This window comes from Micromonospora sp. NPDC051006 (genome assembly GCF_044456245.1).
Taxonomy (GTDB): Bacteria; Actinomycetota; Actinomycetes; order Mycobacteriales; family Micromonosporaceae; genus Micromonospora.
In genome coordinates, this window is record NZ_JBITFP010000012.1 from 112,057 (window position 1) to 133,188 (window position 21,132).

The following is a 21,132-nucleotide window of genomic DNA, read 5'->3' on the forward strand; positions in this document are numbered from 1 at the left end:
GCAACCTCCTGGAGTGCGAGCGATGGTGCAGCGTAGCTGCCGGTCGACCCGCCCGCTGACCGGGCCGGGCGCCGTGGCGGGCGCGCGATCGGCCGCTCCCGCCCGACGGGGTGAATGCCCCCGCCGGGCCGGAGCGGCCGGATCGGTCGTACCTGTTACCGCCGGCTCCACCCGATGATCTCACCGGTGGGACCGGCCAGTCGTCACTTGGTCGGCTGGGCCTTCGAGGTGACGGTGATGGTGCCGGCGGAGATGTCCGCCTTGATCTTGTCGACCTCGGCCTTCAGCTCGGCCGGAACCTTGCTGTCGAAGTCGTGGTACGGGGCGATCGAGACGCCGGTGTTGGCCAGGGTGCCGACGAAGCCCGGCTGGGCCGGAAGCTTCTCGCCACCGGCGGCCTTGAGCACGGCCTCCTTGACGGCCTCCGGGATGTTCTTGACCACGGTGGTCAGGATCGCGGAGCAGTCCGGCGTGCTCTCGCAGCCGTCGACGTCCACCCAGATGGTGCTGTACTTGCCACCCGAGGCCTTGGCCGCGGCGGTGGTGCCGAGGCCGGAGCCGCCGGCGACCGGCATGATGATGTCCGCACCCTGGGCGACCAGCGTGTCGGAGACCTTCTTGCCCTCGTCCTGCTTGGCGAAGTCGTTGGTGAAGGAGCCCTTCTGGGTCTCCTTGTTCCAGCCCAGCGCCTGGACGTTCTTGCCCTTGGTCTTGTTGTAGTGCGCGACGCCGTCGACGAAGCCGTCCATGAAGATGGTCACCGGCGGGATCGGCAGGCCACCATAGGTGCCCACCTTGCCGGTCTTGCTCATCCCGGCGGCGAGGTAACCGGCCTGGAAGGCGGCCTGCGCGGTGTCGAACTGCATCGGGTAGACGTTGGCGTCACCCGGGTTGGCGTCGACGATGCCGAACTGCTGGTTCGGGTTCGCCTTGGCGATCTTCGAGGTCGCGTTGGCCATCAGGCCACCGACAGCCAGGATGAAGTCGCACTTCTGGTTGACGAACTGCGTCAGGTTCGGCTCGTAGTCCGCCTCGGCCTTCGAGGCCACGAACTTGGTCTCGATGTTGCCGTTGGCGGCCTTGGCCTCCTCGAGACCCTTCCAGGCCGAGGTGTTGAACGACTTGTCGTCGATGCCGCCGACGTCGGTCACCATGCAGGCGGTGAACTTCTTGCCGCCGTCACCGGCGCCGTTGTTCTCATCCGGCGCCTCGCCACAAGCGGCGGCGCTCAGCACGAGCCCACCCGCCGCCACGATCGAGGCGATCCGCATCCCACGCACCGAGCGCAAGACGTCTCCTTCCCATTGCACACCGCGCCTAGTGCGGTGGCAGCCCTTGAGCCGGCTTGCGCTGTGCCGCCGGCGTCCCACGTTACGGACGGGAGCGTACGCCCGCGCCCACCCACCGGCCGACAATCGTGCACGACTGTTGAGTGCCTGTTACCCCTACGTAACCCTTCGGTGGGGCAGATCACTCTTCGTGCCGGTAGAGGCGCGCCCAGGCGTGGCGAAACGTCCGGTTCTGCGGACGTCGCCGCAAGCCTGACGTTACCGCCAGAAGACCGCCACCGCCGCGTTGACCAGGGTCAACCCGACAATTGCGAGGAAGTGACCCCGGTTGACGTCGGCCCGCTTACGGGAGAAGAAGACCATTACGAAGATCAGCACCGCGATGACGAACTTGGTAACAAGCTTTGCCGGCGCTGGCTCGTCCCCGTCGCGCAGCGGCGCGCTGAGCCCGATACCGGTCAGCAGCTGGATCACGGCGCCCCAGAGCATGGCCGCGTTGATCCGCAGCCGGCCGCTCGCGTACTGGGCGATCGAACCGCCCAGCAGCAACGCGAACCCGATGAGATGGACGTAGAGAAGGATCAGCCTCAGTGCTTCCACGGGCACCATCCTCCCCTATCAACGACACTTTGTAGTAGGGGGGCGGCGGGCGCGGCGAGCCGCAGCCCCGCCGAGCAGGGCACACCGCCGCCCGGCCTGCGGCACCGGCCGGTCAGCCCGCGGGCACCGCGGCACGCTCGGCCGCGGCCGGACCGCCGACCGCCGGCGCCGATCCGGCCCGGCGGGCGAGCAGCACCAGGAGCAACCCCGCCACGGCGTACCCGGCGAGGATCGCCACCGCCTGGCCGGCGCCGGCGCCACCGAAGAAGGCGGCGGAGCGCAGCGCGGTGCCGCCCGCGCCGACCGGCAGCCACTGCCCGATCTCGCCCCAGGGCTGCGGCAGCAGCTCGGGGGCGGCGGAGACCGCCGAGAGCGGGTTACCGACCAGGAAAACCAGCAGTGCGCCCAGCCCGATCCCCGGCCGGCCGAGCGCCGCACCCAGCCCGGCGACCGTGGCCCCGGCGGCGAGCGCGAAGAGCCCGATCACGCCTCCCTCGGCGAGCCGGTTCCCGCCGATCACGCCCAGCCAGTCATGCAGCACGACGACACCCGCCGCGCCGGCGAGCACGGCGTAGGCCGCCAGCCCGGCCAGCCGGGCGGCCCGCCCGCGCACCAACAGGGTCAGCAGCGCGCCGGCCAGCAGGCTGGTCATCGCGAACGGCAGGAAGCCGGCGGCGAACCCGGCGCCCCGGGGGTCGTCCGGGTCGGCGGGGACCACCGGCACCACCGGCACCGGCCGGCCGGCGGAGAGCTGCCCGGCCGCCTCGGCGAGCAGGGCGGCGACCGTCGGGCTGGCGGCGGGCGCGGTGTGCAGGGTGACGCCGTCCAGGCCGGCAACGAAGGCCGCGTAGACCTCGCGGTCGCGCAGCGCCCGGTCGGCCGCCTCGGCGTCCGGCAGGGTGGTCACCGCGAACGCGCCGGGCTGGGCCGCGGCGAGCCGGCCGGCCAGATCCCCGGCCACGGGTGCCGGCCCGGCGACGGCGATCGGCAGGTCGCGGGGGGCGAGATTGGCCGCCGGGGCGGCGAAGAGCGGTACGAGCAACGCCTGCACCGCCACCGCCAGGGCGGCGACCAGGAGGGCGAGCTTCAACGGCGAGCGGCTGCGGGTGGGCGAGGAGGACACGGCAATCTCCTAAAACGAACGCTCGTTCTCTGATACGAGCGTGAGCCCTGAGCCGTCGATGTGTCAAGAACGAACGTTCGCTTTACACTGTGTGGCGTGCCACGAGTCTCCGAAGAACACCGCGCCGCCCGCCGCCGGCAGATCGTCGAGGCCGCTCGCCGGTGCTTTCTGCGGGAGGGCTTCCACCGCACCTCGATGCAGGACGTGATCGCCGAGGCCGATCTCTCGGTGGGCGCGGTCTACCGCTACTTCCCGAGCAAGACCGACCTGATCAACGCGATCGCGGAGCAGGCGATCGGCGGGGCGGGTCAGGTGCTCACCGAGCTGACCCGGCAGGACCCGCCGCTGCCGCTGCTGGCGGTGCTCGACCGGGTGCTGGCGTACATCGAGACCCAGCTTGAGGACGACGGCGCGCTGCGCATCGCGATCCAGGTCTGGGGCGAGTCGCAGCGCGACCCCGCGCTGGCCGCCTTCGTTGCCGAGAAGTACGCCGGCTTCCGCGAGCACTTCACGGCCCTGGTCCGGCGGGCCCAGCGCTCCGGCGAACTGCCCGCCGACGCCGACCCGGAGGCCGCCGGCGCGGCGCTGTTCGGCCTGGTCCCGGGCTGGTTCATCCAGCGACTGCTGACCGGCGTCCCGGACCGCGCGACCTACCTGACCGGGGTGGCCGCCCTGCTCGGCGCGACCCCGCGGTCGGTCTGACCCCCGCCGAGGGAGGTCCGCACCGGCCAGCCGGAGCGCGCGTCCGGGCTCAGCTCAGCCGCCAGACCTGGAAGGTGGGGCCGTCGCCCGGCAGCGTCATCGCGCCGTCCCGGTCGGGCCGCAGCGCGGGCGCGCCGCCGTACAGGTTCTCGCCGACCGGAAGCCCGGTCAGCCGGACCGGCCCGGCGGCCGACCGTCGGGCCAGCACCAGCACCGAGCCCGCCGGTGACTCGCGCAGGAAGATCAGAGTGTCCGGGTCGGAATGCAGCCACCGCAGGCCGCCGTGGCGCAGCGCGGGCTCGGCGCGACGCAGCGCGAGCAGCGACCGGTACGCGGCGAAGGTCCCCGCGTCCCAGCTCTCCGGCCGGTGCCACGGCATCGGGGTACGCGAACCCTCACCGTTGACGCCGGGAAGGCCGAGTTCGTCCCCGGCAAAGATCATCGGAGTGCCCGGCATGGTGGCGAGCAGCCCGGCCGCCACCTCTTGCCGGGCGGCGGCGTCGCCGACCACGGTCCGGATCCGGGCCGAGTCGTGCGAGCCGAGCAGCTGCCACGAGTGGGTGTACGAGCGCCAGGAGACCAGCGACCGGAAGGCGTGCATGGTGGACAGCACCGCCTCGGCGTCCCGACGGCGCACCCCGCCCGGGGTGCCGAGGAAGTTCGGCACCGGCTGATCGCCGTGGCGCAGCCAGGACCAGACCGGGTCGGTGAAGCCGACGTAGTTCATGGTCCCGTGCCAGCCGTCGCGGTCCAGGTCACCGGTGTGGTCGTGACCGTGCTCGGCCATCACCAGGCCGTCCGGCCGGGTCTGCGTCACCACGGCCCGCAGCAGCGCGGCCACCTCGTGGGTGTACGCGTCGGCGCCCCGCCGACCGGTCATGTTCGCCACGTCCACCCGCCAGCCGTCCAACCGGTACGGCTCGCGAAGCCAGCGGCGCAGCAGCGAGTCGGGCGCGGTGGCGAAGCGGCGGCGCAGCTCGGCGCTGCCCCAGTTCAGCTTCGGCAGCGACCTGACGCCGTTCCAGGACTCGTAGTCGCCGGTCACCTCGTCGAAGTAGTACAGCTCCCGCTCGGCAGCGCCGACGTCGGCGGTGGCTGCGGTGAACCAACGGTGCGCGTCGCCGGTGTGGTTGCTGGTGATGTCGCCGAGCAGCCGCCAACCGCGGGCGTGCACCGCGTCGGCGAGCCGGGCCAGCGCGGCGTCCCCGCCGAGCAACGGGTCGACGGTGTCGAAGCTCGCCGCGTCGTAGCGGTGGTTGGATCGGGCCGGGAAGATCGGGGTCAGGTAGACGGTGTTCACCCCGAGCCGGTCCAGGTGGTCCAGCCGCTCGACGACGCCGTCCAGGTCGCCGCCGTAGAACTGGTGTGGTGTCTCAGGGCCGCGCCCGATCACCGGCGTCTCCCAGTCGCACGGGATCGCCCAGTCCGGCGGCACCCGGCCGTCCGCGCTCGCGGAACGGGCGAACCGGTCCGGAAAGATCTGATAGATCACCGCGTCCCGCGCCCAGGCCGGCGGCGGGGCGTGACTGACCAGCTTGAAGTCGCCGTGGTCCGGGATGTCGTGGCCGACCACCCCGGCGGCGTTCAGCCAGCGGTGGCCGCGGCCGCCGGTGAGCAGGAAGCGGTAGTTGCTGACCGGGTTGCGAACCTCGACCGGAGCACGCCACCAGACCTCGTCGCCGTCGACCCGGTCCACCACCGCCTCGGTGAACCGGGGTTCGCCGTCACCAGTGGTGCGGACGTGCACCTGCCGGACGTCGGCACCGGCCGGCGCCCGGACGAAGACGTCGACGGTGTCGCCGAGCGAGGGCTCCTGCTCGGGGACGTGAAGAGCGGAGCCGTCGTGGTGCGCGAACACGGCAGGGATCCTTCCGTTGCGGGGTGGGCTGGGCGGTGCGCCGCGGGCCGGCGGCGGCGGGCGACAGCGCGGCGGCGACCCGACCGGGCCGAGGCCGGGCTGGGCCGGAGGCCGGGCCGGGGCCGAGGCCGGGCTGGGCCGCGGCCGGTCCCCGTCGGGCACCTTTGCTCTGCTTCAGCCGAGGCAACGGCGACCGTCCGGATATCGGACGGTGGCCGTTGCCGTCGTTGAAGCAGAGCAAAGGATGCGACGGACGGTGGCGCGCCGGAGGGGCAACCCGGTGCCGAGTGGCAATCTCTCAGCCACCACTCCGATTCACCCCTTCACCGCTCCGGAGGTCAGGCCGGAGACGATGTAGCGCTGCAGGAGCTGGAAGACCAGCACCGTGGGGATCGCGGTGAGCAGGGTGGCCGCCGCGAACATCCCGAAGTTGTTGTTCCGCTCGCCGGCCACCATGCCGTACATGCCGACCGCGAGAGTCTTCGAATCGGTGTCGGTGAGGAACACGTTGGCGAGCATGAACTCGTTGATCGTGCCGATGAAGGAGAGCAGCGCGGTCACCGCCAGGATCGGCGCGACCAGCGGCAGCATGATCCGGAAGAAGACCTGGGCGTGCGTCGCGCCGTCCATGGTGGCCGACTCGTCCAACTCCCTCGGCAGGGTGTCGAAGAAACCCTTCATCAGCCAGGTGTTCACGCCCAGCGCGCCGCCCATGTAGAGCAGGAACAACCCCCAGGGCGTGTTGAAGCCGATCCCCGGCCACAGGTCGGTGATCGTTGTGAAGATGAGGAAGATCGCCACGACCGCCAGGAACTGCGGAAACATCTGGATCAGCAGCAGCGCGAGCAGCCCGATCCGGCGGCCCGCGAAGCGCATCCGGGAGAAGGCGTACGCCGCCAGCGCGGAGAGGAAGATCGACACCAGCGCGGCGAGACCGGCGACGAGCAGGCTGTTGGCGAACCAGCGGGCGAACGCGAACTGCGCGAAGAGGTTGCCGAAGTTCTCCACCGACACCCCGTCGGTCGGCACCAGCTCGGTGGACGAGAGCGTGCCGCGCGGGTTGAGCGCCGCGGAGAGCACGAACACGATCGGGAAGAGGCTGAAAACCACCGCCAGCACCCCGACCAGGTGCCGCCAGCCGACCTGGCGGAACCACCGGCCCCTCGACCCGCCGCGCGAGTTGCGGTTGACGACCGACGCGCCGCCGGCCGTGTCGCCTGCGGCCCGGACCCCGCTGAGGGTGCTCATGCCGGCACTCCGCTGCGCTCCGTGCCGCCGAGAGGGTTTGCTCGCTGACGCTCGCTCATGCGTACACCTCCTCCTGCTTGCGGGTACGTCGGAAGCTGATCGCCGAGACCGTCGCGACGATCGCGAAGATGAAGATCGAGACCGCAGCGGCCGTGCCGTACTCGGCGCCCTGGGCGCCGAAGGCCAGCCGGTAGGTGTAGGTGATCAGCAGGTCCGTCGCCCCGTTGCGCGGGTTGTCCGCCGGGAACGGGCCGCCCTCGGTGGTCAGCCAGATCGCGTTGATGTTGTTGAAGTTGTACGCGAACGACGCGATCAGCAGCGGAGAGAGCGCGACCAGCAGCAGCGGCAGGGTCACCGCGCGGAACGACTGCCAGGGTGACGCCCCGTCGACCGACGTCGCCTCGGTCAGCTCCGCGGGGATGGCCTGCAACGCGCCGGTGGCCACCAGGAACATGTACGGGTAGCCGAGCCAGAGCTGCACCAGCAACACCGCGGCCCGGGCCGACCAGTCCTGGCCGAACCAGTCGACGCCGAGCCCGAACAGGTTGTTGACCAGGCCGAAGTCGGTGTTGAACATGTCCCGCCAGACCAGCAGCATCGCGAACGACGGCATGGCGTACGGGAGGATCAGCAGCACCCGGTAGAGGTTGGTGCCGCGCACCCGCGGTGAGTGCAGCGCCAGCGCGATGGCCATGCCGAGCAGGAAGGTGAGCCCGGTGGAGCCGATCGCGAAGCCGAAGTTCCAGATCAGGGTGCCGAAGAACGGCCCGGAGATGTTCGGGTCGGTCAGTACCCGGCTGAAGTTCGAGAGCCCGACATTGACCTTCCAACCCTGGGCCAGCCGCTCACCGTCGGCGGCGACGAAGGAGCCGGTCTCCTCGTCCGCCGACCAGGACTTGCCGGTCTCGCTGTCCCGCACGCAGTCGCAGCCGGCGTCGTACGCCCGGACCGCCTTGCCCTCGTAGGCGCGGGTCAGCCCGGTGGACCGGATCGCGCCGCCGGCGGTCGGCACGACCAGGTCGGTGATCTCCTGACCGCGGGCGCCGGCCTGGCCGAAGTTCAGCACGGTGTAGCCGTCGGCGGCGGTGACCTTGCCGCCCGGTGCGACGGTGACGTCGGCCGGGTCGAGCTGGCGCAGCCCCTCGGCGTCGCCGACCGAGACGGCGCCGGTGCTCGGGTCGCTGACCAGGAAGACCAGCGGACCGGTGGCCGGGTCGCCCTTCGTGGCGATGGAGAGGGCGTACTCGACGGAGCCGGGCACCTGCTTGACCGAGGCGGTCTGGATGGCGACGACCGCGTCGTCCTTGGTGCCGCGGTGCCCGTCACCGAAGTTCGTGAAGGCGGTGCTCGCCGTGTAGAGCACCGGGAACACCTGGAACGCGATCAGGAAGAGCGTTCCCGGAACCAGGTACTTCGCCGGGATGTGCCGGGGGGTGAGGTAGAGGTAGAACAGGCCGGCCGTGGTCGCCGCCAGCAGGGCCAGCCCGACCCACTTCTCCGCCTCGACCAGCGGGAAGGCGGCCCAGGTGGCGATGCCGGCGGTCAGGCCGAGCAGGACCACCTTGACCGCCAGTCCGGTCAGGGTGGTCGGCGCGTGGTCACGCGCGGCGCGTTGCCCCGGGGGCCGGGAGCCGACGGGCTCCCGGCCCGGGGCCTGCTGGGCAGACCCCTGGCCGGACAGCGGCGCGTTCATTACTTGATCTGGCCAGCGATCGTCTTACCGGCCGCGGTGATCGTCTTGGCCGGGTCGGCGCCGCCGATGACGGCGGCCTCCGCCTTGCCGAACGGGTCCCAGATGGCGGCCATCGCCGGGATCGCCGGGAGCACCTGGCCGTTCTTGCCGGCCTCGGTGAACTTGGCCAGGTCAGGGTCGGTGCCCTTGACCTGGTCGAGCGCGGCGGTCAGCGCCGGCGGGCGGGGCTCGGCGTTGTAGAGCGCGACGGCCAGGTCCGGCTTGGTCACGTAGTTGGCCACGAACTCCTGCGCCAGCGCCTTGTTCTTGCCCTTCGACGCGACGTAGAAGGCCTGGACGCCCACGAACGGCTGGGCCTCCTTGCCGCCGGCGAAGCCGGGGACCGGGGAGATGTCGTACTTGATGCCGGCCTTCTTGGCGTCCGCGATGGCCCACGGGCCGGAGACCAGGAAGGCGCACTTCTTGGCGCCGAAGGTGGCGATCGAGTTCTCGCCGGTGATGGAGCGCTTCAACGCCCCCTCACCCTTCTCGCCGAGCGCGCCGATCTTCTTGAACGCCTCGATCGACTCCGGCTTGCCCACGCCCAGGTCCTTCGGGTCGTAGTCGCCGTTGGCCGCGGTGCCGAAGAGGTAGCCGCCGGCCGAGGTGTAGAGCGGGTAGATGTGGTACGCGTCGCCGTTCTGGCCGGACTGGAGGCAGAGGATCTCGCTGGCCTTCTTGTCCGCCTTGAGCTTCTTGCCGGTGGCGACCAGGTCCTCGATGGTCTTGGGCGCCTCGGGAGCCAGCTCGGTGTTGCGGATCAGGGCGAGGTTCTCCATCGCGTACGGCGCGCCGTAGAGCTGGCCGTTGAAGGTGACCGCCTTGACCGCGGTCTCGTTGAACGCGCTCTTCTGCTCGGCGGCGAGCTGCACCGGGTCGATGGCGCCGTTCTGCACCAGGTTGCCGATCCAGTCGTGCGCGCCGACCACGACGTCGGGTCCGCTGCCCTGCTGCGAGGCGGTCACGAAGTTGGTCTGCAGGTCCTTGGAGACGGCCTGCACCTCGACGGTGACGCCGTTCTCCTGGCCGAACTTCTCGGCGAACGGCTTGAGGGCGGCGGTCCGCTTGTCGTCGGCCCAGATCACCAGCTTGCCGCCGGCGGCCTTGGGGGATTCGTTCGTGGCCGGCTCGTCGCTGTCGCCGCCACAGCCCGAGGCGGCGAGCGCCAGGGCGAAGACGGCGACCACACCCGCGGTACGGATGCGCATCGGTACTCCTGTCGTCGTGGCGGGTCCGCCGGGGGAAGGGCGCCCGCCAGTGGGAACCTGAGAAAGTTCTTGCCAACCGGCGCACGGTTACGGCGCCGCTGCTGTCGCGTGTTGCGGGGACGTTAGCAAGGGGTTTCAAAGAATGGAAGACCTTGCAGAACCCGTACGCAAGAACTTGCCCTTGGGCTAAAGTGCCGCCATGCGCGCTCGACTGTCCGACATCGCCCAACAGGCCGAAGTCAGCGAGGCCACGGTGTCGCGGGTGCTCAACGACCGCCCCGGCGTGGCCCCGGAGACCCGCCAGGCCGTCCTCACCGCCCTCGACGTGTTGGGCTACGAGCGGCCGGCCCGGCTGCGCAAGCGCAGCGCCGGCCTGGTCGGCCTGGTGGTGCCGGAGCTGGACAACCCGATCTTTCCCGCCTTCGCGCAGGTCATCGAGTCGACCCTGGCGCAGAGCGGGTTCACCCCGGTGCTCTGCACCCAGACCCCGGGCGGGGTCACCGAGGACGAGTACGTCGAGATGCTGCTGGACCGGCAGGTCTCCGGGATCGTCTTCGTCTCCGGCCTGCACGCCGACACGGCCGCCAACCACGAGCGCTACCGCGCCCTGATCGCCCGGCCGCTGCCGGTCGTGATGATCAACGGGTACGTGCCGGACGTGGCGGCCCCCTTCGTCTCCTGCGACGACGGCGAGGCCGCCGAGCTGGCCGTGGCCCACCTGGTCGCACTCGGGCACCGGCGGATCGGCCTGATCACCGGCCCGGACCGGTTCGTGCCGGTGCAGCGCAAGGTGGCCGGCTGGCGCGACGCGATGCGCCGGATGGCCGGGCTGGCCGAGTCCGAACTGGACGAACTCGCCGAGCTCACCCTCTTCGGCGTCGAGGGTGGCGAGGCCGCCGCCGGTCGGTTGCTGGACCGCGGCGTCACCGGCGTCGTCTGCGGCTCGGACCTGATGGCGCTCGGCGCCGTCCGGGCGGCCCGGCAGCGCGGCCTCACGGTCCCCACCGACCTCTCCGTGGTCGGCTACGACGACTCGCCGCTGATGGCCTTCACCGACCCGCCGCTGACCACCATGCGACAGCCGGTGATCGCGATGGCAGTGGCCGCCGTCCGGGCCTTGGTCGACGAGATCAACGGGCATGCCGCGCCGCACTCCGAGTACCTGTTCCGCCCGGAGCTGGTGGTCCGGGGCTCCACCGCGGTCGCGCCGGCGAACCCGGCCCGCCCGGCGCCCGGTGGGTCGGCCCGGCGGCGCCCGACACCCCCCGCGCTGGCCGTACCGGCCTGACCCGGCCCGCCGGCCGGGGCTTTGCGGCCCGCAATAGCGATCATTTCTTGCGCAAGCGCTGCTTGACTCTTGCAGCGCCCGGCCGGCATTCTGCTCAGACACCCACCGCAACCAGACCACCGGGTGTCGACGTCACGCGCCCGAGAACGGACACGCCACCGATGACCGCCACCTCCGCCGCCCCGCCGACCGACGCCGCCGAGGACTGGTGGCGCTCCGCGGTCGTCTACCAGGTCTACGTCCGCAGCTTCGCCGACGCGAACGGCGACGGCATCGGTGACCTGCGGGGTCTCCGGGAGCGCCTGCCGTACCTGCGCGACCTCGGCGTGGACGCGCTCTGGCTGACCCCCTTCTACACCTCCCCGATGGTGGACGGCGGCTACGACGTGGCCGACTACCGCGACGTCGACCCGATGTTCGGCACCCTCGGCGACTTCGACGCGATGATCACCGAGGCGCACACCCTCGGGCTGCGGATCATCGTCGACCTGGTGCCGAACCACACCTCCAGCGCGCACCCCTGGTTCACCGCCGCGCTCGCCGCCGCCCCGGGCTCCCCGCAGCGGGCCCGCTACCTCTTCGCCGAGGGCCGGGGTGAGCACGGCGAGCTGCCACCCAACGACTGGGAGAGCATCTTCGGCGGCCCGGCCTGGACCCGGGTGCCGGACGGCCAGTGGTACCTGCACCTGTTCGACCCGGCCCAGCCGGACCTGAACTGGCGGCACCCCGAGGTCCGCGCCGAGTTCGAGGACGTACTGCGCTTCTGGCTGGACCGGGGCGTGGACGGCTTCCGGATCGACGTGGCGCACGGGATGATCAAGGCCGAAGGGCTGCCCGACGTCGGATTCAGCACGCTGACCACCGGCCAGCGCCAGGTCGAGCTGCTCGGCAAGGGCCGGCTCCCCTACTTCGACCAGGACGAGGTGCACGACATCTACCGCTCCTGGCGGCCGATCCTGGACAGCTACCCCGGCGGCCGGATGGCGGTGGCGGAGGCCTGGGCCGAGACGCCGCAGCGGCTGGCCCGCTACATCGGCCCGGACGAGCTGCACCAGGCGTTCAGCTTCGACTTCCTCGACGCGACCTGGTCGGCCGACTCGTTCCGCAAGGTCATCGACACCGCGCTGGCCGAGTCGACCATCGTCGGCGCGCCGACCACCTGGGTGCTCTCCAACCACGACAAGCAGCGGCACGTCACCCGCTACGGCGACGGGCCGGAGGGGCTGCGCCGGGCCCGCGCGGCCACCCTGCTGATGCTCGCCCTGCCCGGCTGCGCCTACCTCTACCAGGGCGAGGAGCTGGGCCTGCCGGAGGTGCTCGACCTGCCCGACGAGCTGCGCCAGGACCCGGCGTTCCTGCGCACCGGCGAGAGCCGGGACGGCTGCCGGGTCCCGATCCCGTGGAGCGGCGAACTCGCGCCGTACGGCTTCGGTCCGGCCGGCAGCGAGCTGAGCTGGCTGCCGGCCCCGGCCACCTGGCGTGCGCTCTCGGTCGCCGCCCAGACCGGTGACCCCGGTTCCACCCTGGAGCTCTACCGCGCCGCCCTGCGGATCCGACGCGAACACCCGGCGCTGGCGGCCGACGCCGGTCCGGTCACCTGGCTGGAGACCGGGCCCGGCGTGCTGGCCTTCACCCGGGCCGCGGGCGACGCCGTGCTGACCTGCGTGGTGAACATCAGCGGCGCCCCGGCGCTGATCGACGGGTACGGCGAGCCGCTGGCCGCCAGCGAACCGCTCACCGCGCAGGGCACCGGGCACCTGCTGCCGGTGGATGCCGCCGCCTGGTTCGATCGGAGCTGAACGGGTAAGCCCTCAGCAACCTGGTCGTCCGTTGTGCCCCGCGCCGACGGGCGACTGGGCTACCGGCCCCTTGTGGTGGGGGGTGAGGTGGCACCGGCGTCTCGCGGGGTCCGCCCCGCGGGGCGCCGGCGTCCGCCCGGAACCGGAAACCACAATGGTCGGTGCGGCTCACGTGTCGCCCCGTCGCCGCCCGGGTACCGCACCAGACGGAGGTGGTGCACATGGTGGCACGGGTGACGCAGTACACCCTCGACGTCGAGGACGTCGATCTGATGGTGACGTTCTGGTCCGGGGCGCTCGGCTACACCGTCGAGCAGGGCGATGACGGCAGCGCGAAGCTCTGGCCCGCCGACGGTGCGACCGGCCCCACGGTGTGGCTGCAGGGCTCCGGCACCGCGAAGCGGGGCAAGAACCGGCTGCACCTGGACCTGGTCAGCGACGGCGACCCGGGCGCGGAGATACAGCGGCTGATCGGGCTCGGCGCCCGGCACGCCGACGTCGGGCAGACCGGGGAGGAGCAGTTCGTGGTGCTCGCCGACCCGGAGGACAACGAGTTTTGCGTCCTGGACGCCCAGCCGACCCGGCAGTGACCCCTCGGCGGCCGGGCCCACGACAGCGCCCGGGCCGACCCGCGCCGGATGCCCGCCTGAGCCCTCCCGGGCCGGGCGGTCACGCCCCCTTGGCGGTGAGGATCTCGGCGATGCGGCGGAACCCGGCGCGCAGCTCGGCCTCGGTGGGCGGGACGGCCCGCTCACCGTGGCCGGCCTCGTCCGCCGCCGCGTCCAGCTCCTCGTCGATGGTGTCCTCGAAATCGCCGTAGAGGTCGGCCTGGTCGACCTGGGCGGCCTCGTCCGCCGCCGCAATCTGGGCGGCGGCGATCTCGCTGCGGATCTCCTCGGCGGAGAGCGCCGGCAGCAGCGGCTCGACGACGGCCATCAGCTGTTCGTCGGCCACCACCGCCTCGGCCAGGGCGAGCGCGTGCGGACGCTCGTAGGGGCCGCAGACCACCGGCTCCCACTCGTCGTCGTCGCCGAGCGGACCGAGCGTGATGATCCACGGCAGGCCGAGCATCGGCGAGTCGCTCGGCAGGTCCAACGTCACGAGTGCGCCCACCGGCCCATCATCGTCCGTCTCCCCCGAGCCTCGGGTGGCATTCGCCCGATCCGCCCTCCTCGGCGACCGTCAGGGGGCCGGTGGGAGCGCGGCGTGCCAGCGGCTGTTCCACTCGTCGCGGAGGCGGGCCGCGGCGTCGTCGTCCAGGCCGTAGCTGGTGACGGTGAGGCTCACCGGAGCCACCTCGCCCGCGTCGAGCGGCTGCTCGGCCAGGGCGGTCAGCAGCCTTCCGTCGCCGTCGACCACCATCCGCAGATACCCGCTCCGGTGCCACTGCTCCCCCGCTGGCAGGGCGGCGAGCAGTTGCGCGCCGGTGGCCGCGCCGGTCAGGTAGACGGTGCGCCGAGGCCCGACCGGTTGCCGTTCGAGCAGGAAGCGCAACTGCTCGAAGAAGGCCCGCCAGCCCTCCAGGATCAGGTTGAAGGCGTCGTCGCCGTCGCCGGGCATGACCACCCGCACCAGCGTCCGCCCGCCGTCGCCGGCGAGCACGATCTCCGACCCGTCGGCCATCGCCATCCGGTCGGGCGGGAAGCGCTCGGCGTGGTCGACGAAGATGTGGCGGATCTCGTCGGACAGGCCGTCGTAATCCCAGCCGAACCACCGCCGGATCTCGGCCGGCTCGGTCAACGCCGCCCAGACCCGGTCGATCGGCGCGGCCACCGCGACCTCGACCGTCAGCGCCTCCGGTTCGATCACCGATGCTCCCCTCGTCGTTCAGATGTCATCCCGGCCGCGTCGCCTCTAGGGCCGCGCGGACCAGGGCGAGCGCCGCAGCGGGCGGCACGCCGAGCCGGCGCGCCTCGGTCGCGTAGTCGGCGGCCACCCGGTGCAACCGGTCCATCGCATCGTCGCGGCCGGGTGCGACGAAAGTGCCGTGCCGGCCCCGGGTCTGCAGCAGGCCGGCCGATTCCAGCTCCCGGTACGCCCGGGCGACCGTGTTCGCGGCCAGGTTCAGGTCGGCGGCGAGCTGCCGGACGGTGGGCAACCGGGTGCCGACCGGCAACCGGCCGTCCCCGATCATCTCGGCGAGCTGCCCGCGCAGTTGCTCGTACGGCGGCACGGACGACCCCGCGTCGACCGAGATCAGCAACGCCCGCTCCCCTCTGGTCACACCGCACCGCCCGGGGTGCCGGGCCCGGCTTCGTCGTCGATGTCGTCCGGCGCCGGGCCCTCCGCCAGGTCGACCACCCGGCCGCGGGTGCTGGTCGCGGCGAGCGCCGCGCCGAAGAGCACCAACTGGTTGAGCAGATAGAGGTAGAGCAGCAGGCCCACCGCGCCGGCCACCACCGTGTACGCCGGATTCCGCTCGGTACGCACCACGTAGTAGCGCCCGACCGTGTTGAGCAGCGTGATGCCGAGCGCGACCAGCCACACCACCGGGCGCAGCCGGGCCCGGCTCATCCGCAGCCGGGGAATCGCGACCAGCAGCAGCACCGCGAGCACCGCGTTGACCAGGATGCTGAGCAGCGCGCTCAGCGTGGTCAGGCCGAGTGAACCGGTGCTGCGCAGCAACCAGCGCAGCACCGACTCCAGCGCGTCGACCGCGGCCACCGACCCGCCGAGCAGCACGAAGACGACGACCATGACGCCGATGTCGACCAGCCGGCGGATCACCAGGTTGCCGGGCTGCTGGTTAAGCCCGTACATCAGCCGCTGCGAGGAGCGGATCGCCTCGATCCAGCCGATCCCGGTGAAGGCCAGGATGATCAGGCCGACCACGCCTACCGTGCCGCTGCTGTCGGCGATCTGCACCGGGTCGAGGAACGGCAGATTGTCCCGGAGGAAGTCGGCCGCGGCGGAGCTGACCTCGTCGTTGTCGTCCAGGATCGCGCCGAAGATGGCGTACGCGACCAGGGCCAGGGCGAAGACCGCGAAGAAACCGTAGTAGGCGATCGCGGCGGCCAGCCGGCCGCCGAGCACCTCGGCGTAGAGCGCGCCGGCCCGCCACACGTGGTCGAAGACCGGCGATCGACGGCGGGCGGCGCTCACCCGGCGGTCGATGGCCGCCTCGACCCGACCGATCACGTTCACGCCGTCATCCTCGCCGATGTGGGCGGGTCGTGGGGGTAACCGCCGCCGGGCGCGCCCCCACCCCGGTCGTCAGCCGCCGAGCCGGAAGTCCCGGCGCGGCTGCCACCGGGTCTGCCCATGGGAGAAGAGGGTGAACCCGGCCACCTCGAACACGGCGGAGAAGTCGGCCAGGTCCTCGTACGCCTTGTCCAGCGCCTCCGGCGCGACGTCCTGCGCCACGGTGACGTGCGGGTGGTACGGGAAGCGCGCCTCCCGGCGCAGTTCCGGTGCGGCGTTGATCGCGGCGGCGAGCAGTTCGCACTCGCTGATCCCGGCGGCCACCGCCACGAAGACCACCTGGGTCACCGGCCGGAACGTCCCGGTGCCGCGCAGGTGCAGGGTGAACGGCAGATGGGCGGCGGCGACCGTGGCCAGGTGCCGCTCCACGGCGGGCAGCGCGGTCGCCGGAATCTCGGTCGGCCCGAGCAACGTCACGTGCGCGGGGACCGCCAGCGGATCGCCGGCCTCGACCCGCCGCTGGGTGAGCACGCTGCCCCACGGCTCGGGGATGTCGACGGCGATGCCGATCTGGAGGGCGTCACCGGCCTCCGGCGACCCGTCCCTGCGGTCCACGCTGCGCGCCACCTCTCCGGCCACCGGCCCCTTCATCCCGTCCCGCGTCGCGCCGCGGCGCTACTCGCCGCGCACCGGCGGAAAGAAGCCCACCCGCTCGTACACCTCGCGCAGCGTCGGCGCGGCCACCGCACGGGCCTTCTCGGCGCCGGCGGCGAGCAGCTTGTCCAGCTGGGCCGGGTCGTCCAGGTAGGCCCGGGTGCGCTCCTGGATCGGCCGGACGAACTCGGACACCACCTCGGCCAGGTCCTTCTTCAGATCGCCGTAGCCCTTGCCGGCGTACGCGCCGACCAGCTCGTCGATGGTGCGGCCGCTCAGGGCGGAGTGGATGGTCAGCAGGTTGGAGATGCCGGGCTTGCCCTCGGCGTCGAAGACGATCTCCCGCCCGGTGTCGGTGACCGCGGAGCGGATCTTCTTGGCCGAGCGGGCGGGATCGTCCAGCAGGTCGATGATGCCGGCCGGCGAGGACGACGACTTGGACATCTTCGCGGTCGGTTCCTGCAGGTCGGTGATCTTCGCGGTGTCCTTCACGATGTGCGGCGCGGGCACGGTGAAGGTCTTGCCGAACAGCGAGTTGAACCGCTGCGCCAGGTCGCGGGAGAGCTCCAGGTGCTGACGCTGGTCCTCGCCGACCGGCACCGCGTGCGCCTGGTAGAGCAGGATGTCGGCGGCCTGCAGGATCGGGTAGGTGAAGAGGCCGACGCTGGAGCGCTCGCTGCCCTGCTTCTGCGACTTGTCCTTGAACTGGGTCATCCGGCTGGCCTCACCGAAGCCGGTGATGCAGCCGAGCACCCAGGCCAGCTGCGGGTGCTCGGGCACCTGCGACTGGACGAAGAGGGTGCTGCGCTCCGGGTCGAGGCCGACGGCGAAGAGCTGGGCGGCGGCCACCCGGGACCGCTGCTTGAGCACCTTCGGGTCGTGTCCGGCGGTGATCGCGTGCAGGTCGACCACGCAGTAGAACGCGTCGTGGGTCTCCTGCAACGCCACCCAGTGCCGCACCGCGCCCAGGTAGTTGCCGAGGTGGAACGAGTCGGCCGTCGGCTGGATGCCGGAGAAGACGCGGGGGCGGGCGGGAACGTCGGACATGCCGGCAATTCTGTCAGCAAGCCCGGGCGGGCGTCATGACGGGCCGGCGGGTCGGCCGCCGCTCGCCGCCGTCGGCGCCGTGACCTCACGTCGCTGCTCGGGCAGGCGCACGGCGGAGACGGCGAGCCGCGCCACCCGCCGCCCGTCCAGTGCCAGCACCCGCAGCAGCCAACCGCCGGCGGGGCCGCCGGGCTCCGGGGCGGCGGCGGCGTCGGCCGGCCCGGGCGGCACCGGCACCTCGTCGCCGACGACCGGCAGCCGGCCCAGCGCCGCCATCACGAACCCGCCCACCGTCTCGTACGGCCCGGGCGGCAGCGTCACGCCGGTACGTTCGGCGAAGTCGGCCAGGTTGAGCCGACCGTCGACCACCGCGGGCGACCCGGCGGGTACCGGGTCAGGCGCGTCGTCGTACTCGTCGTGGATCTCGCCGACCAGCTCCTCGATCAGGTCTTCGAGGGTGACGATGCCGGCGGTGCCGCCGTACTCGTCGACCACCACCGCCAGGTGGTGCCCCTCCCGGCGCATCTCGGTCAGCGCGGCGAGCACCCGCTTGCTGCCGGGGAGCCGCTTCACCTCCCGGGTCAGCTCGCCGACCGTGCCGCACCGGTCGGTCTCCGGGCGGAGCAGCACGTCGCGCAGGTGAACGAAGCCGACCACGTCGTCGTGGGTGCCGTCGGTGACCGGGTACCGGGTGTGCGGCTCGGCCCGGACCAGGCGGGCCGCCTCGTCGATGGGGAGCCCCGCAGGCAGGAACACCACCTCGGTGCGGGGCATCATCACCTCACGGACCAGGCTCGCCCCGGCGACGAGCACCTCGTCGATGATCCGACGCTCGTCCGGATCGAGCAGGGTGTTCGCGGCGACCAGGTCGCGCAGCTCGGCCTCGCTGATCCGCTCCCGGCCGGCCGCCGGGCTCGCGCCGAGCAGGTCGGTGACGAGGCGGGTGGCGGCGTCGGCGGCCCGGACGACCACGCGGGCGACAGCTCGGGCGACCGGGCCCGGGTCAGGGCGGGGCGGCCGCCGCACGCGTCGCCGGTGCTCGGGACCGCCCGCTTCCCGCATGCCAGAGATGGTAGACACCTCCGGCCTCCCGGCACCGGCTTTCCGGCCGGCTCGGGCCGCCGGCTTCCCGCCGGCCGGGCATGTTCAACTCTGTTGAATCATGAGAGTTTATGATGGAATCAGGATGACCGCAGGCACGGCCGGGCTCCGGCCACCACCGTAGGGTGATCACCGAAGGGCCGCGTCCCGGGCCGGCCAGGCAGGAGGCAACGACGTGAAACTGCTCGTCACCGGCGGTGCCGGGTTCATCGGCAGCGTGGTGACCCGGATGCTGCTCGACGCCGGCCACGAGGTGGTCGTCCTCGACGACCTGCGCACCGGGCACCGCGAGGCGCTCGCCCCCGACGCCACCCACGTCGACGCGTCCATCCACGACGCCGCCCGGGTGCTCACCCCGCAGGCCGGCTTCGACGGCGTGCTGCACTTCGCCGCCCTCATCGCCGCCGGCGAGTCGATGGTCAAGCCGGAGCTCTACTGGCGCACCAACACGATCGGTTCGCTCGCCCTGCTCGACGCCGTCCGGGCCGCCGGGGTGCCCCGGCTGGTCTTCTCCTCCACCGCTGCGGTCTACGGCAACCCCACCGAGCTGCCGATCCCGGAGACCGCGGTGAAGGCCCCCACCAACACGTACGGGGCCACGAAGCTCGCCGTCGACATGGCCCTGACCTCCGAGGCGATCGGGCACGGGCTGGCCGCCGTCTCGCTGCGCTACTTCAACGTCGCCGGCGCGCACCTCGAGGGCGACGTCGCGCTCGGCGAGCGCCACGACCCGGAGACCCACCTGATCCCGATCGCGCTGGAGGTCGCCGCCGGCCGGCGGGAGAAGCTCCAGCTCTTCGGCGACGACTACCCCACCGTCGACGGCACCTGCGTGCGCGACTACATCCACGTGGCCGACCTGGCCCGGGCCCACCTGCTCGCGCTGGACGCGGCCACCGCCGGCCAGCACCGGATCTACAACCTCGGCAACGGCAGCGGGTTCACCAACCGGCAGGTGGTCGACGTGGTCCGCGAGGTCACCGGGCACCCGCTGCCGGTCGAGGTCGCGCCGCGGCGCGAGGGCGACCCGTCCGAGCTGGTCGCCTCCTCCCGGCTGGCCCGCGAGGAGCTGGGCTGGGTGCCGCGCAAGCCGACCCTGCACGACATGGTCGGCGACGCCTGGGCCTTCTACCGCACGCACATCCTGGAGCAGGCATGACCGACGTCGCCGACCGCGCCATCGCGGGCTTCCAGCGGGAGTACGGCGCCGCGCCGGCCGGCCGTTGGGCGGCACCGGGCCGGGTCAACCTGATCGGCGAGCACACCGACTACAACGACGGCTTCGTGCTGCCCTTCGCGCTGCCGCTGCGGACGGTGGCCGCCGCCGACCGGCAGGACGGCCAGCGCTGGACGGTCTGGTCCGAGCTCTCCGGCGAGACGATCACGTTCGACGCCGACGACGTCGCCGAGCCCGGCCGGGTCGCCGGCTGGGGCGCGTACGTCGCCGGGGTGGTCTGGGCGCTGCGCGACGCCGGTCACGCCGTACCCGGGGCCCGGCTGGCGATCGCCTCCGACGTGCCGCTCGGCGCCGGGCTCTCCTCCTCGGCCGCGCTGGAGGCGGCGGTGCTGACCGCCCTGGTCGACCTGGGCGGCCTGGACCTGCCCGCCGCCCGGCAGCCCCGGCTCGCCCAGCGCGCCGAGAACGCCTACGTCGGCGCGCCGACCGGAATCATGGACCAGTCGGCCGCGATCCGCTGCCGGGACGGTCACGCGCTCTTCCTCGACTGCCGGACGGAGGAGGTCGAGCACATCCCGTTCGACCTGCACGCCGCCGGGCTCGCCATGCTGGTCGTCGACAGCCGGGCACCGCACCGGCACGCCGACGGCGAGTACGCGGCCCGCCGGAAGTCCTGCGAGGCCGCGGCCGACCGGCTCGGCGTGGCCGCGCTGCGCGACGTCAGCGTGGACCAGCTCGACTCCGCGCTCGCCCGGCTCGACGACGACGAGACCCGGCGCCGGGTCCGGCACGTGGTCACCGAGGACCAGCGGGTGCTCGACACCGTGGTGCTGCTGCGCGCCGGCCGGGTCGGCGAGATCGGCCCGCTGCTGACCGCGTCGCACGCCTCGATGCGCGACGACTTCGAGATCACCGTGCCGGAGATCGACACCGCGGTCGAGGCCGCGCTCGCCGCCGGCGCGCTCGGTGCCCGGATGACCGGCGGCGGCTTCGGCGGCTGCGTGCTGGCCCTGGTCGAGGCGGACGCCGCCGACGCGGTCGCCGAGGCCGTCACCGCCGCCTACGCCGAGCGCGGCTTCCAGACCCCCGCCCACGTCACCGTGCTCCCGGCCCCCGGCGCCACCCGCCTGAGCTGAGCCCCCGCCCCGCCCTATCCCCACCGAGT

Annotated in this window: 20 protein-coding genes; 6 read left to right on the forward strand and 14 right to left on the reverse strand. The window is 72.5% G+C overall.

Annotated elements, in window-relative coordinates; genetic code table 11:
* Nucleotides 1-203: 203 nt before the first annotated feature.
* From ACIBBA_RS19680 to ACIBBA_RS19690, 3 genes are all read right to left on the reverse strand, one after another.
* The gene (locus ACIBBA_RS19680; protein ID WP_350868777.1) at nt 204-1,271 is read right to left on the reverse strand and encodes a BMP family ABC transporter substrate-binding protein; all 1,068 of its coding nucleotides are present in this window, start codon (nt 1,269-1,271) and stop codon (nt 204-206) included.
* Nucleotides 1,272-1,547: 276 nt separating this feature from the next.
* On the reverse strand, nt 1,548-1,889 hold the full coding sequence (locus ACIBBA_RS19685; RefSeq protein WP_357048330.1) for a hypothetical protein: 342 nt from the start codon (nt 1,887-1,889) through the stop codon (nt 1,548-1,550).
* A 112-nt stretch (nt 1,890-2,001) separates the two neighbouring features.
* On the reverse strand, nt 2,002-3,012 hold the full coding sequence (locus ACIBBA_RS19690) for a hypothetical protein (RefSeq protein WP_396699041.1): 1,011 nt from the start codon (nt 3,010-3,012) through the stop codon (nt 2,002-2,004).
* A 96-nt stretch (nt 3,013-3,108) separates the two neighbouring features.
* Here ACIBBA_RS19690 and ACIBBA_RS19695 point away from each other — a divergent pair, with 96 nt between their 5' ends.
* Nucleotides 3,109-3,714: a TetR/AcrR family transcriptional regulator gene (locus ACIBBA_RS19695; protein ID WP_350867456.1), complete on the forward strand. Its 606-nt coding sequence runs from the start codon at nt 3,109-3,111 to the stop codon at nt 3,712-3,714.
* A gap of 49 nt (nt 3,715-3,763) precedes the next feature.
* On the opposite strand, the gene ACIBBA_RS19700 is transcribed toward ACIBBA_RS19695, so the two are convergent.
* The 4 genes from ACIBBA_RS19700 to ACIBBA_RS19715 form a co-directional block, all read right to left on the reverse strand.
* Nucleotides 3,764-5,572 (reverse strand): glycoside hydrolase family 13 protein, encoded by a 1,809-nt coding sequence (locus tag ACIBBA_RS19700; protein ID WP_396699043.1) that lies wholly within the window; start codon nt 5,570-5,572, stop codon nt 3,764-3,766.
* A 315-nt stretch (nt 5,573-5,887) separates the two neighbouring features.
* Complete coding sequence (locus ACIBBA_RS19705; RefSeq protein WP_396699045.1) at nt 5,888-6,820, reverse strand: sugar ABC transporter permease; 933 nt, start codon at nt 6,818-6,820, stop codon at nt 5,888-5,890.
* A gap of 55 nt (nt 6,821-6,875) precedes the next feature.
* On the reverse strand, nt 6,876-8,513 hold the full coding sequence (locus ACIBBA_RS19710) for an ABC transporter permease subunit (protein WP_396699047.1): 1,638 nt from the start codon (nt 8,511-8,513) through the stop codon (nt 6,876-6,878).
* A complete protein-coding gene (locus ACIBBA_RS19715; RefSeq protein ID WP_350867463.1) occupies nt 8,513-9,760 on the reverse strand; it encodes a maltose ABC transporter substrate-binding protein in 1,248 nt (415 codons plus the stop codon). The genes ACIBBA_RS19710 and ACIBBA_RS19715 overlap by 1 nt, the downstream gene beginning before the upstream one ends.
* A gap of 199 nt (nt 9,761-9,959) precedes the next feature.
* On the opposite strand from ACIBBA_RS19715, the gene ACIBBA_RS19720 reads away from it, so the two are divergent.
* The 3 genes from ACIBBA_RS19720 to ACIBBA_RS19730 all read left to right on the forward strand — a co-directional run bounded on the left by ACIBBA_RS19720 (nt 9,960) and on the right by ACIBBA_RS19730 (nt 13,437).
* Nucleotides 9,960-11,048 (forward strand): LacI family DNA-binding transcriptional regulator, encoded by a 1,089-nt coding sequence (locus ACIBBA_RS19720; protein WP_396699049.1) that lies wholly within the window; start codon nt 9,960-9,962, stop codon nt 11,046-11,048.
* 161 nt (nt 11,049-11,209) lie between these two features.
* The gene (locus tag ACIBBA_RS19725) at nt 11,210-12,847 is read left to right on the forward strand and encodes a glycoside hydrolase family 13 protein (protein ID WP_396699051.1); all 1,638 of its coding nucleotides are present in this window, start codon (nt 11,210-11,212) and stop codon (nt 12,845-12,847) included.
* Nucleotides 12,848-13,068: 221 nt separating this feature from the next.
* Complete coding sequence (locus ACIBBA_RS19730) at nt 13,069-13,437, forward strand: VOC family protein (RefSeq protein WP_396699053.1); 369 nt, start codon at nt 13,069-13,071, stop codon at nt 13,435-13,437.
* Between the two features lie 79 nt (nt 13,438-13,516).
* Here the strand turns inward: ACIBBA_RS19730 and ACIBBA_RS19735 are convergent, their stop codons facing one another.
* The 7 genes from ACIBBA_RS19735 to ACIBBA_RS19765 form a co-directional block, all read right to left on the reverse strand.
* Nucleotides 13,517-13,960 (reverse strand): hypothetical protein, encoded by a 444-nt coding sequence (locus tag ACIBBA_RS19735; RefSeq protein ID WP_357048303.1) that lies wholly within the window; start codon nt 13,958-13,960, stop codon nt 13,517-13,519.
* A gap of 69 nt (nt 13,961-14,029) precedes the next feature.
* Entirely contained in the window at nt 14,030-14,656 is a 627-nt protein-coding gene (locus ACIBBA_RS19740; protein WP_396699055.1) for an SRPBCC domain-containing protein, read from the reverse strand.
* Nucleotides 14,657-14,681: 25 nt separating this feature from the next.
* On the reverse strand, nt 14,682-15,071 hold the full coding sequence (locus ACIBBA_RS19745) for a GntR family transcriptional regulator (RefSeq protein WP_396699057.1): 390 nt from the start codon (nt 15,069-15,071) through the stop codon (nt 14,682-14,684).
* Nucleotides 15,068-15,991 (reverse strand): YihY/virulence factor BrkB family protein, encoded by a 924-nt coding sequence (locus ACIBBA_RS19750; RefSeq protein WP_396699059.1) that lies wholly within the window; start codon nt 15,989-15,991, stop codon nt 15,068-15,070. Before ACIBBA_RS19750 ends, ACIBBA_RS19745 begins: the two co-directional genes overlap by 4 nt.
* A 69-nt stretch (nt 15,992-16,060) precedes the next feature.
* Nucleotides 16,061-16,639: a 2'-5' RNA ligase family protein gene (locus ACIBBA_RS19755; RefSeq protein ID WP_396699061.1), complete on the reverse strand. Its 579-nt coding sequence runs from the start codon at nt 16,637-16,639 to the stop codon at nt 16,061-16,063.
* A gap of 24 nt (nt 16,640-16,663) precedes the next feature.
* A complete protein-coding gene (gene trpS / locus ACIBBA_RS19760; protein ID WP_396699063.1) occupies nt 16,664-17,689 on the reverse strand; it encodes a tryptophan--tRNA ligase in 1,026 nt (341 codons plus the stop codon).
* Between the two features lie 33 nt (nt 17,690-17,722).
* Nucleotides 17,723-18,751 (reverse strand): hemolysin family protein, encoded by a 1,029-nt coding sequence (locus tag ACIBBA_RS19765; protein WP_396699065.1) that lies wholly within the window; start codon nt 18,749-18,751, stop codon nt 17,723-17,725.
* Between the two features lie 214 nt (nt 18,752-18,965).
* Here ACIBBA_RS19765 and galE point away from each other — a divergent pair, with 214 nt between their 5' ends.
* Nucleotides 18,966-19,949 (forward strand): UDP-glucose 4-epimerase GalE, encoded by a 984-nt coding sequence (gene galE / locus ACIBBA_RS19770; RefSeq protein WP_396699067.1) that lies wholly within the window; start codon nt 18,966-18,968, stop codon nt 19,947-19,949.
* Nucleotides 19,946-21,103 (forward strand): galactokinase, encoded by a 1,158-nt coding sequence (gene galK, locus ACIBBA_RS19775; RefSeq protein WP_396699068.1) that lies wholly within the window; start codon nt 19,946-19,948, stop codon nt 21,101-21,103. The genes galE and galK overlap by 4 nt, the downstream gene beginning before the upstream one ends.
* Nucleotides 21,104-21,132: the final 29 nt, after the last annotated feature.

Coding starts and splice junctions, on each gene's coding strand:
- ACIBBA_RS19680 (WP_350868777.1), bottom strand. CDS start 1,271: ATGCGGATCGCCTCGATCGTGGCGGCGGGTGGGCTCGTGCTGAGCGCC.
- ACIBBA_RS19705 (WP_396699045.1), bottom strand. CDS start 6,820: ATGAGCACCCTCAGCGGGGTCCGGGCCGCAGGCGACACGGCCGGCGGC.
- ACIBBA_RS19710 (WP_396699047.1), bottom strand. CDS start 8,513: ATGAACGCGCCGCTGTCCGGCCAGGGGTCTGCCCAGCAGGCCCCGGGC.
- ACIBBA_RS19715 (WP_350867463.1), bottom strand. CDS start 9,760: ATGCGCATCCGTACCGCGGGTGTGGTCGCCGTCTTCGCCCTGGCGCTC.
- ACIBBA_RS19720 (WP_396699049.1), top strand. CDS start 9,960: ATGCGCGCTCGACTGTCCGACATCGCCCAACAGGCCGAAGTCAGCGAG.
- ACIBBA_RS19725 (WP_396699051.1), top strand. CDS start 11,210: ATGACCGCCACCTCCGCCGCCCCGCCGACCGACGCCGCCGAGGACTGG.
- ACIBBA_RS19730 (WP_396699053.1), top strand. CDS start 13,069: ATGGTGGCACGGGTGACGCAGTACACCCTCGACGTCGAGGACGTCGAT.
- ACIBBA_RS19755 (WP_396699061.1), bottom strand. CDS start 16,639: ATGAAGGGGCCGGTGGCCGGAGAGGTGGCGCGCAGCGTGGACCGCAGG.
- trpS (WP_396699063.1), bottom strand. CDS start 17,689: ATGTCCGACGTTCCCGCCCGCCCCCGCGTCTTCTCCGGCATCCAGCCG.
- ACIBBA_RS19765 (WP_396699065.1), bottom strand. CDS start 18,751: ATGCGGGAAGCGGGCGGTCCCGAGCACCGGCGACGCGTGCGGCGGCCG.
- galK (WP_396699068.1), top strand. CDS start 19,946: ATGACCGACGTCGCCGACCGCGCCATCGCGGGCTTCCAGCGGGAGTAC.